General features: G+C 63.4%; 8 protein-coding genes. 3 read left to right on the plus strand and 5 right to left on the minus strand.

Features of this window, described 5'->3' with window-relative positions; translation table 11 throughout:
- Positions 1 to 37 precede the first annotated feature (37 nt).
- Positions 38 to 325 (minus strand): succinate dehydrogenase assembly factor 2, encoded by a 288-nt coding sequence (locus tag FJ434_RS01630; RefSeq protein WP_140503616.1) that lies wholly within the window; start codon positions 323 to 325, stop codon positions 38 to 40.
- A 93-nt stretch (positions 326 to 418) separates the two neighbouring features.
- On the opposite strand from FJ434_RS01630, the gene recG reads away from it, so the two are divergent.
- Positions 419 to 2,527 (plus strand): ATP-dependent DNA helicase RecG, encoded by a 2,109-nt coding sequence (recG, locus tag FJ434_RS01635; protein WP_140750088.1) that lies wholly within the window; start codon positions 419 to 421, stop codon positions 2,525 to 2,527.
- Here the strand turns inward: recG and FJ434_RS01640 are convergent.
- From FJ434_RS01640 to FJ434_RS01655, 4 genes are all read right to left on the minus strand, one after another.
- Complete coding sequence (locus FJ434_RS01640; protein ID WP_140503612.1) at positions 2,479 to 3,231, minus strand: DUF502 domain-containing protein; 753 nt, start codon at positions 3,229 to 3,231, stop codon at positions 2,479 to 2,481. The genes recG and FJ434_RS01640 overlap by 49 nt on opposite strands.
- A 91-nt stretch (positions 3,232 to 3,322) precedes the next feature.
- Positions 3,323 to 5,146, minus strand: a complete 1,824-nt coding sequence (gene glmS / locus FJ434_RS01645; protein WP_140750086.1) for a glutamine--fructose-6-phosphate transaminase (isomerizing) — start codon at positions 5,144 to 5,146, stop codon at positions 3,323 to 3,325.
- A gap of 202 nt (positions 5,147 to 5,348) precedes the next feature.
- Positions 5,349 to 6,725 carry a bifunctional UDP-N-acetylglucosamine diphosphorylase/glucosamine-1-phosphate N-acetyltransferase GlmU gene (glmU, locus tag FJ434_RS01650; RefSeq protein WP_140750084.1) on the minus strand — a complete coding sequence of 459 codons (1,377 nt, stop codon included), beginning with the start codon at positions 6,723 to 6,725 and terminating at the stop codon, positions 5,349 to 5,351.
- Positions 6,726 to 6,885: 160 nt separating this feature from the next.
- Entirely contained in the window at positions 6,886 to 7,632 is a 747-nt protein-coding gene (locus FJ434_RS01655; protein ID WP_140503606.1) for a cytochrome c biogenesis CcdA family protein, read from the minus strand.
- A 170-nt stretch (positions 7,633 to 7,802) separates the two neighbouring features.
- On the opposite strand from FJ434_RS01655, the gene FJ434_RS01660 reads away from it, so the two are divergent.
- Positions 7,803 to 8,180 carry a hypothetical protein gene (locus FJ434_RS01660; RefSeq protein ID WP_140711810.1) on the plus strand — a complete coding sequence of 126 codons (378 nt, stop codon included), beginning with the start codon at positions 7,803 to 7,805 and terminating at the stop codon, positions 8,178 to 8,180.
- 343 nt (positions 8,181 to 8,523) lie between these two features.
- Positions 8,524 to 11,160, plus strand: a complete 2,637-nt coding sequence (gene topA, locus FJ434_RS01665; RefSeq protein WP_140711812.1) for a type I DNA topoisomerase — start codon at positions 8,524 to 8,526, stop codon at positions 11,158 to 11,160.
- Positions 11,161 to 11,166: the final 6 nt, after the last annotated feature.

An 11,166-nucleotide genomic window follows, 5' to 3' on the forward strand; every position in this document is an offset into this window, starting at 1 on the left:
GAAAACCGCTTCGCACTTTTCCTGGAATTGCTTTTGTTCAGAATGTCATGGTCCGGCGTGACGCCAGGATTTTTTGCAGGACGGCACAGTCGATCTCCGCCGGCACCGGGCGTTCGCCCGTGACCAGCGGCAGGAATTCTGTGTCGGCAATATCGAGGAGCTTCTCATATTGGTCGATTTCCTCGGCGGTCAAGGTGCCGATCTCGGTATCGGCGAAGGTGCCGAGGATGAGGTCCATCTCGCGTAGGCCGCGATGCCAGGAGCGGAACAACAGCTTGCGGCGGTGGGCGTCCAGCCCCTCGCTTGATCGTTTCGTTCCGGTCATTGTGCCGCATCCTCGCTTCAAGCGGCGCATATAGCGTGGATAGTGGGCGGTGTCAGCCTTTGCGCTGCGGCCATCGCGACATAAGCTGACATCATGCGTCCTTCCATACTCGATCCCCTGTTTGTCCCGATCACCTCGCTTGCCGGCGTCGGGCCGAAGGTCGGTGCGTTGATCGAGAAGGTCGTGGCGGCCGACCTCGGCGATCGCGCCGCGCGCGCCGGTGACCTCCTGTTCGTGCTGCCCCACACCGTCATCGACCGCCGCAATCGGCCTGGCATCGCCCTCGCGGCCGAAGGCGCCATCGTGACGCTCGAACTGCGCATAGACCGACACCAGCCGCCGCCGCGCGGCAACAGGTCGGTGCCCTACCGGGTCTACGCCCATGACGATACCGGCGAAATCGGCCTGACCTTCTTCCATGCCCATGCCGCCTATCTCGAAAAGGCAATGCCTGTCGGCGAGCATGTCGTGGTGTCAGGCCGTATGGAATGGTTCAACGGACGCCCGACCATGGTCCATCCCGACCATATCGCACTCGCCGGCGAAGCCGAGAACCTGCCGCTGGTCGAGCCGGTCTATCCGCTGACCGCGGGGCTATCCGGCAAGGTGCTGCGCCGTGCGATCGGCCAGGCGCTCGGCCGCCTGCCGGACCTGCCGGAATGGCAGGATGATGCCTTCATGCGCCGCCAGAGCTTTCCGTCCGTTGGCAACGCGCTGACCCGTATCCATTATCCCGGCGATCCGCTCGATGTCGCGGTCGAAGGGGCTGCATGGCGCCGCCTCGCCTATGATGAATTGCTCGCCGGCCAGGTCTCGCTGGCCCTGGTGAGGGCAAAGGTGCGACGCCTGTCAGGCCGCCCTCTCGTCGGCGATGGCCGCATCGCCGAGGAGCTGCGCGCGGCCCTGCCCTATTCGCTCACTCCCTCGCAGGAATTCGCGCTCGCCGAAATCAACGCCGATCTCGCCGATCCAGAGCGCATGCTGCGGCTGCTGCAAGGCGATGTCGGTTCGGGCAAGACGGTCGTGGCTTTGTTGGCCATGGCACGCGCCGTCGAGGCCGGCGGCCAGGCGGCGCTGATGGCGCCGACCGAAATCCTGGCGCGCCAGCATCTGGCGACGATCACCCCGCTTGCAGCCAAGGTCGGCTTGCGCGTCGCCATCCTGACCGGCCGTGAAAAGGGCCGCGAGCGAGCCGAAACACTGGCTGGTCTTGCCAGCGGCGAGATCGATATCATCGTCGGCACCCACGCGCTGTTTCAGGAAACGGTCAGCTTCCACGATCTGGTCCTGGCCGTCATCGATGAGCAGCATCGCTTCGGCGTTCATCAGCGGCTTGCCATCACCGCCAAGGGCGACGCGCCCGACATGCTGGTGATGACCGCGACCCCGATCCCGCGCACGCTGGTGCTGACCGCCTTCGGCGACATGGATGTCTCGAAGCTGACGGAAAAACCGGCCGGCCGTCAGCCGATCCGCACCGTCACGCTGCCGCTCGAACGGCTCGACGAGCTGGTCGGCCGCATGCTCGATGCCGTCGCGGATGGCCAGAAGATCTACTGGATTTGCCCGCTGGTCGAGGAATCCGAAGAAATCAAGCTAATGTCGGCCGAGGATCGTTTCGCTTCGCTGAAGCCGCTGTTCGGCGATCGCATCGGCCTTGTCCATGGCCGCATGAAGGGTGCCGAGAAGGACGAGGCGATGCGTGCCTTCAAGCAAGGCGAGACGCGCATCCTGATCGCCACCACGGTCATCGAAGTCGGCGTCGACGTTCCTGACGCCACGATCATGGTCATCGAGCATGCCGAACGCTTCGGGCTCGCCCAGTTGCACCAGTTGCGCGGCCGGGTCGGACGCGGCGACAAGCCCTCATCCTGCGTGCTGCTCTACAAGGACCCGCTTGGCGAGACCGCCAAACGCCGGCTGTCGGTGATGCGCGAGACCGAGGACGGCTTCCTGATCGCCGAAGAGGATCTGAAACTGCGCGGCGAAGGCGAATTGCTCGGTACCCGCCAGTCCGGCACGCCTGGTTTCCAGGTGGCGCGCATCGAGGTGCATGCCGATCTGCTGGAGGCCGCCCGAGACGACGCCAGGCTGATCCTATCGCGGGACCCCGAACTGCAATCGGATCGCGGCGAGGCGCTGCGGCTCCTGCTCTATTTGTTCGGCCGCGACGAGGCCGTGCGGCTCCTGCGCGCCGGATGAGGCCCTAGCGGCGGATTGGCCAAGGTTCCGTTGATCGGCTCACCGTTCAGCGTCACCAATTTCGTCTTCACCTCGGGGGCCACCAACCCGGCCGACACGATCAGCTTGGCGCCGTCCTCGATGGTCATGTCGAGCGGCACGATATCCGACTTCAGAACATACATCAGGAAACCGGTCGTCGGGTTCGGCGTGCACGGCATGAACACCGCAATCAGTGGATCGCCTTCCTGGTCGAGCTTCTGGTTGATCTCGGTTTCCTTCTCGCTGGCGACAAACACCAGCGACCACACGCCTTTGCGTGGATATTCGACCAGCCCAACTTGACGGAACATGTCGCCCTTATTCGACAGCACGGTCTCGAAAATCTGCTTCAGCGAGCCATAGATGCCGCGCACCAGGGGCATGCGGCCAAGCAGGCGCTCGCCAAAGCCGACGATGGCGCGGCCGACAATGTTGGCCGTCAGGAAGCCGATCAGCGTGATCAGGATGAGCGCGACGATCAGCCCGAACCCCGGAACCGGGAACGGCAGATAGCTGTCGGGACTGTAGCGCGCCGGAATATAGGGTTTGACCCAGGAATCGACCCAGCCGATGAAGGACCAGGCGATATAGGCGGTGATCGCCAGCGGCGCGCAGACGATGAAGCCCGTGAGGAAATAGTTCCTCAGCCGGGTCATGCCGGAAGTCTTTGAAGCGTCTGACATGGTTCACCGGGCACGGGTTGCGGCGCGACATTAGTGAACCGGAAGGCGCTTTGGAACTGCGAAGTTTTTAAACGCGCCTGTTTGTAGGCGCCTACTCCACCGTCACCGATTTCGCCAGATTGCGCGGCTGATCGACGTCGGTGCCCATGAACACGGCGGCGAAATACGCAAGCATCTGGATCGGCAGCGCGTAGATGATGGGCGAGATGATTTCCGGCACATCCGGAAGCACGATGGTCTCCATCGTCTTCACGCTCACCTGTGCCGCGCCCTTGGCGTCGGTGATCAGGATGATCTTGCCGCCACGCGCCGCCACTTCCTGCATGTTGGACACGGTCTTTTCGAAGATGCGATCGTGCGGCGCAATCACGATCACCGGCATGTTCTCGTCGATCAGCGCGATCGGCCCGTGCTTCAGCTCACCCGCGGCATAGCCTTCGGCATGGATGTAGGAGATTTCCTTGAGCTTCAGCGCGCCTTCCATGGCCAGCGGGAAATTGGTGTCGCGTCCGAGATAGAGCACGTCCTTGTAGCGAGACAGCTCCCGCGCGATCCGTTCGATCTGTTGTTCGAGCTTCAGCACCTGGTTGGCATAGCGCGGCGCTTCGGAGAGCTCCCGCACCAATGTTTTCTCTTGCTCCTTCGAGATCGCCCCGCGCGCCACGCCGGCGCGCACGGCAAGCGACGCGAGCACAGACAACTGACAGGTGAAAGCCTTGGTCGAAGCGACGCCGATCTCAGGCCCCGCCAGCGTCGGCAGCACGACGTCGGATTCGCGCGCCATGGTCGATTCCCGCACATTGACGACCGCGCCGATCTTCATGCCGGCCTTGCGGCAATAGCGCAGCGAAGCCAGCGTATCGGCGGTCTCGCCGGACTGCGAGATGAAGAAGGCGGCATCGCTGGCCGACAGCGGCATCTCGCGGTAACGGAATTCCGACGCGACATCGATATCGACCGGCAGCCGAGCATAGCGCTCGAACCAGTATTTGCCGATCAGGCCGGCGAGATACGCAGTGCCGCAGGCGGAGATAGCCAGGCGGCCGATCTTGGCGAAATCGAATGGCAGGTCGAGCGGCTTGGAGACGCCGGAGACGAAATCGACGTAGTGCGCCAGTGTGTGCGAGATCACTTCGGGCTGCTCATGGATTTCCTTTTCCATGAAATGGCGGCGGTTGCCCTTGTCGACCATGAAGCTGGTCGACAGCGACTGCTGGCGCTTGCGGTCGACTTTCTTGCCGTCGATGTCGAAGATGGCGACGCTCTCGCGGCGCACCACCGCCCAGTCGCCGTCCTCGAGATAGGTGATCGAATTGGTGAACGGAGCGAGCGCGATGGCGTCGGAGCCCAAATACATCTCGCCATCGCCATGGCCGACCGCCAGTGGCGGGCCGTTACGCGCGCCGACAATCAGGTCCTCGTCACCCTTGAACATGATGGCCAGCGCAAAGGCGCCTTCCAGCCGCTTCAGCGCCTTGTGCGCGGCCTCGACCGGTTTCAGACCTTTCGCGAGTTCCCGTGCCACCAGATGCGCCACGACCTCAGTGTCGGTCTGCGACGAGAAGGAATAGCCGTCGCGGACCAGCTCGTCGCGCAGTTCGGCGAAATTCTCGATGATGCCGTTGTGAACGATGGCGACGCCCTCCGAAAAGTGCGGATGCGCATTGGTCTCGTTGGGCACGCCGTGGGTCGCCCAGCGTGTATGGCCGATACCGATCGTGCCGTCGAGCGGCTCATCCTTGAGCCGGCGTTCGAGGTTGACCAGCTTGCCCTCGGCACGGCGGCGGCCAAGTTGACCCTTTTCGATGGTGGCGACGCCTGCCGAGTCATAACCGCGGTATTCGAGCCGCTTCAGCGCGTCGACGATGAGCGGCGCAACCTGCGAGTGGCCGACGATTCCAACGATACCGCACATGCAGACAGTCCCTGATTGCCCATGGAAAACCAGCGCTATTTAGGGGTGGCCGGCCTGCCGCGAAAGTCACATTGCATTTCGTCCGGTGTAACGGACACTTGCGCACGCATGCACCATGACAGACCGCTCTTGCAATCCGGTTACTGCAATCGTTCGTTTTTTTCGATTGCTTCGGCAAGAAAGCAGACTTGTCGACCAATGGCTAATGGTCGGCGCCGGCTGCCTTCTTCTTCGCCGCCGCGGCGGAAGCAAACCGTTCGCGCAACTCCTTCCCCTTACCGGGGATCGTCTTTTGGCGAGCCCGACCGAAGGCCAGAGCGTCGTCGGGAACGGTTTCAGTGATGACACTGCCCGAGGCGATATAGCCGCCATTGCCGATGGTGACGGGTGCCACGAGCGAGGAATTGGAGCCGATGAAGGCGCCCTCGCCGATGTCGGTGAAGAATTTCGAATAGCCATCGTAGTTGCAGGTGATGGTGCCGGCGCCGATATTGGCGCCGGCGCCGACGCGAGCGTCACCGATATAGGTCAGGTGGTTGACCTTGGCGCCCTCCTCGATAACGGCCTGCTTGACCTCGCAGAAATTGCCGACCTTGGCCTTGTTCCTGAGATCGGCGCCTGGCCGCAGCCGTGCGAATGGCCCGACATCGCAATTGGGGGCGATGGTGGCGCCTTCGATATGACTGAAGGCGTGGATCTTGGCACCCGAGGCAACCATCACACCCGGTCCGAACCAGACATTGGGCTCGACGATCGTGTCGGCGCCGATTTCGGTATCGTGCGAGAAATAGACGGTTTCCGGCGCAATCAGCGTCACGCCCGACAGCATCGCCTCATGGCGACGGCGCTGTTGCCAGATGGCTTCGGCTTGCGCCAGTTCGGCGCGGTTGTTGATGCCGAGCGCGTTCTCGAAGCTGGCTTCGGTGGCGACGACATCGAGGCCCTGCGCGCCGGCAATCTCGACGATGTCGGTGAGATAATACTCGCCCTTGGCGTTCTTGTTGCCGACGGCGTCGAGCAGTTTCAGCGCGTGCGCGCCGGCTACCGCCATCATGCCGGCATTGCAGAAGCCGATCTTCTTCTCCGCCTCGGAACAGTCCTTCTCCTCGCGGATGGCGACGAGCCGGCCAGCTTGCTCGATCAGGCGGCCGTATCCGGCCGGATTTGGCGGGCGAAAACCAATGACCGCGACAGCGGCGCCCTCGGCCAGCTTCCGGCGCGCCGTTGCGAGCGCCTGCGCATCGATCAGCGGCGTGTCGCCAAACATCACGAGGACGTCGTCATAACCCTTTGATATCGCTGCGCGGGCAGCGATCACTGCATGCGCCGTACCCAAGCGCTTTTCCTGCACGAAGGTCTCAGCCTCAGGTGCGAACTTCGCCGCCGTCTTGCGCATCTCGTCGGCGCCATGACCGATCACCAGCGCCACGCCGCTCGCACCAGCGGCCTCGGCCGCCTTCACCACGTGGGCGACCATCGGCAACCCAGCGATCTGGTGCAGCACCTTCGGCAGCGCGCTCTTCATGCGTGTGCCTTCGCCGGCGGCGAGGATGACGGACAGGCAGGTTCTCTGGTTCATGGAAAGGCAACCATATGAAATGCGTTGGGAATCAAGACATGCTAGCAGTGGCGCCATGCTGCACCAATGCGGTTAAATTCCGGTGAGATGGTAGAGCAGCTGACTCTTTAATCAGCGGGTCCGCGGCTCAATCCCGTGCCTCGCCCCACGCCGATAAGCCTCAGCCCAACCGCCCCAACACCGGAAAATTCTCCAGCAGCCAGTAGGACACCGTCTGCACGCCGCCGGTGAGGAAGAACACGCCGGCGACCACCAGGAGCGCGCCGATCGCCTTCTCGACAAGGCCGAGGTGGACGCGGAACTTGCCGAGGAAGCGCATGAAGGCGCCGGAGAACAGCGCGGCGATCAGGAACGGGATGCCGAGGCCTAGCGAATAGGCGGCGAGCAGCAGCGCGCCCTCGCCCACGGTTTCGCGGCCGCCGGCCAGCGTCAGGATCGGCCCGAGCACCGGGCCGATGCAGGGCGTCCAGCCGAAGGCGAAGGCAAGTCCCATGACATAGGCGGCGACGGCGCTGGCCGGCTTGCCCTGCGACTGGAAACGCGCCTCCCGCGACAACAGCGGAATGCGCAGGATGCCCAAAAAGTTCAGGCCCATCAGGATGATCAGCACGCCGGCGCCCATCGCCAGCGGCTCCTGCCAGACGCGCAGCAACCGGCCGATGGTCGACGCGCCGGCACCGAGCGCGACGAAGACGGTCGAAAAACCGAGCACGAAGGCGATCGAGGAATAAAGGAGCGCGCCGCGCGCGCCTTCGCGGGCCGTCGCGCCCGCATTGCCGCGAAAATCGTCGACCGACACGCCGGCCATGTAGCAGAGATAGGGCGGCACCAGCGGCAGCACGCATGGCGACAGAAACGAGATGGCCCCCGCCCCGACCGCGCTGACATAGCCGATATCCAATGCCATTCCAAAGCTCCGACTGTTTGGCGACGATATAGCTGCACGCGGGTTGGTCCGCCAATCACCATCGTGTGGCAAGTCATCGCGGGCCGGGGAAGAAAGCACATGCGCAGGGCGTTGACACAACGAGGCCGCGACTTTCCGCGCGCCTGCGAATAACAGCCACGGAGATTTCCATGAAAACGACAACCGCAGCGCTGGCCGCGCTTCTGCTCAGCACCGCCGCCTCCTTTGCCGCAGAGGCGTGGAAGGAAGCCGATGTCGGCGGCACCAAGATTTATACCGATGCCAAAGGCATGACGCTTTACACCTATGACAAGGACGAGAAAGGCAAGACCAATTGCTACGACAAATGCGCCACCAACTGGCCGCCGCTGAAGGCCAAGGCAGGCGCCAAGGCCGGCGACGAATGGAGCGTTGTCGATCGCACCGACGGCACCAAGATGTGGGCCTATGACGGCAAGCCCGTCTACACCTTCATCAAGGACAAGAAGGCCGGCGACATGAGCGGTGATGGCGTCGCCGGTGCCTGGCACATCGTCAAGGCCGATTAGGCTTACCCCTGCTCCCTGCCTGCGGGCGGGCAAGCTGGTCGCCGCATTCCTCTGTTCAGCCGGCGGCCAGCATCGATCGACGGCAGGCGAGCGAACGGCTTTCCACGACTCGCCCGGAGTTTGAAGCGGGAGTTTCCGCCGACTCCCGACCGCCGTCGCCTTGACCAAAATTCTGTGATTTTCTCCATACACTCTAAGAGTGTATTGCTGCCGGCACCTCCGCAATTTGGCCCCTTCCCCTTGACCGGATGCAAAAGCGCGGCCATGTGAGCGACGAACAGAACCGAGATTTCGTCGCGCGCAGCGGAATTCTTCTGCCGCATCACAGCTGATATGAGACCTCATGGACGTCGTCGTCGTCGAATCGCCGGCCAAAGCGAAGACAATTAACAAATACCTGGGCAGGAACTACAAGGTTCTGGCCTCGTTCGGCCATGTCCGCGATTTGCCGGCCAAGGATGGCTCGGTGCGTCCGGATGAAGATTTCGCCATGTCCTGGGCGGTCGACACCGCGTCCGGCAAGCGTCTCGCCGACATCGCCAAGGCGGTCAAGGATGCCGACGGCCTGATCCTCGCCACCGACCCGGATCGCGAAGGCGAAGCGATCTCCTGGCACGTGCTGGAAGTCCTGAAGCAGAAGCGCGCGCTGAAGGACAAGCCAGTCAGCCGCGTCGTCTTCAACGCCATCACCAAATCGTCGGTGCTGGAGGCGATGGCCAATCCGCGCCAGATCGATGCGCCGCTGGTCGACGCCTATCTCGCCCGCCGGGCACTCGATTACCTCGTCGGCTTCACGCTGTCGCCGGTGCTGTGGCGCAAATTGCCGGGCGCCCGTTCGGCCGGCCGCGTCCAGTCGGTGGCGCTGCGCCTGGTCTGCGACCGCGAATCCGAAATCGAGCGCTTCATCCGCGAGGAATACTGGCAGATCGCTGCCATCCTCGGCACACCGCGCAACGAGACCTTCGAAGCTCGCCTGACCGCATTCGAGCGCAAGAAGCTGCAAAAGCTCGATATTTCCAATAAGGCGCAGGCCGACGACATCAAGGCAATGCTCGAGGGTGCTACCTTCAAGGCGCTGTCCGTCGAAGCCAAGCCGACCAAGCGCAACCCCGGCCCGCCCTTCACCACCTCGACGTTGCAGCAGGCAGCCTCGTCGGGTCTCGGCTTCTCGGCCACGCGCACCATGCAGGTGGCGCAGCGGCTCTATGAGGGCATGGAGATCGGCGGCGAAACCACCGGCCTGATCACCTATATGCGAACCGACGGCGTGCAGATGGCGCCCGAGGCTATCGACGCCGCTCGCGATGCGGTCGCAAAGGAATTCGGCCCGAAATACTTGCCGGAAAAGCCGCGCCAGTACACCACCAAGGCCAAGAACGCCCAGGAAGCGCACGAAGCCATCCGCCCGACGGATTTCATGCGCACCCCGGCGTCGGTCCGGCAATATCTCGATGCCGACCAGGCACGGCTCTATGAACTGATCTGGAAGCGCGCCATCGCCAGCCAGATGCAGTCGGCCGAGATCGAGCGCACCACTGTCGAGATCGAGGCGCTGAATGGCGCCCGCACGGCCGAGCTTCGCGCCGTTGGCTCGGTCGTCCGCTTCGACGGCTTCATAGCCGCCTATACCGACCAGAAGGACGACGACACGGAAGACGAGGAAAACCGCCGTCTGCCGGCAATCCGCGCCGGCGAGCAGCTCGCCCGCCGTGCAATCAATGCCACCCAGCACACGACCGAGCCGCCGCCGCGCTATTCCGAGGCGTCGCTGATCAAAAAGCTGGAAGAACTCGGCATCGGCCGTCCCTCGACTTACACGGCGATCCTGAAGACGCTCGAGGACCGCGACTATGTCACGATCGACAAGCGCCGGCTGGTGCCGCAGGCCAAGGGCCGCCTGCTGTCGGCCTTCCTGGAAAGCTTCTTCGAGCGCTATGTCGAGTACGACTTCACCGCATCGCTGGAGGAAAAGCTCGACGAGATTTCCGACGGCAAGCTCGCCTGGAAGGACGTGCTGCGCGATTTCTGGAAGGATTTTTCCGGCGCCGTCGCCGACATCAAGGAATTGCGCGTCACCGATGTGCTCGATGCGCTGAATGAGGAACTGGCGCCACTGGTTTTCCCCGCCCGCGAGGACGGCTCCAATCCGCGCATCTGTCCGAAATGCGGCACCGGCAATCTGTCGCTGAAGCTCGGCAAGTTCGGCGCTTTCGTCGGCTGCTCGAACTATCCCGAATGCTCCTTCACCCGCCAGCTCGGCGACGCCGCAAATCCCAACGGGGAGAATGGCGGTGGCGAGGACGGCACCAAGATCCTCGGCAAGGATCCTTACACCGCCGAGGAAATCACGCTTCGCTCAGGCCGTTTTGGCCCCTACATCCAGCGCGGCGAGGGCAAGGAAGCCAAGCGCTCGAGCCTGCCCAAGGGCTGGACGCCTGAATCCATCGATCACGAGAAGGCGCTCGCCTTGCTGGGGCTGCCGCGCGACGTAGGCAAACATCCCGAATCCGGCAAGATGATCTCGGCGGGGCTCGGCCGCTATGGTCCGTTCGTGCTGCACGATGGCACCTACGCCAATCTGGACAGCATCGAGGACGTGTTCTCGATCGGCCTCAACCGCGCCGTCACCGTGATTGCCGAGAAGCAGTCCAAGGGCAAGGGCGGCCGCAACGGCGGCACGCCGGCAGCCCTGAAGGAGCTCGGCGACCATCCGGACGGCGGCGGCAAGATCGTCGTGCGCGACGGCAAATACGGACCTTACGTCAATTTCGGAAAGGTCAACGCCACGCTGCCCAAGGGCAAGGATCCGCAATCGGTGACCATCGAGGATGCGCTGGCGCTGATAGCCGAGAAGGAAGCCAAGGGCGGCGGCGGCAAGAAACCGTTCCGCAAGGCTGCGGCGGCCAAGACCCCCACAACCAAGAAAACCTCAACCAAGAAGGCAGCCGCCAAGAAGCCGGCCGCGAAGAAAAAAGGGTAGAACGGC

Origin of the sequence: Mesorhizobium sp. B2-5-13 (assembly GCF_006440535.1) — a bacterium.
Classification (GTDB): Bacteria; Pseudomonadota; Alphaproteobacteria; order Rhizobiales; family Rhizobiaceae; genus Mesorhizobium; species Mesorhizobium salmacidum.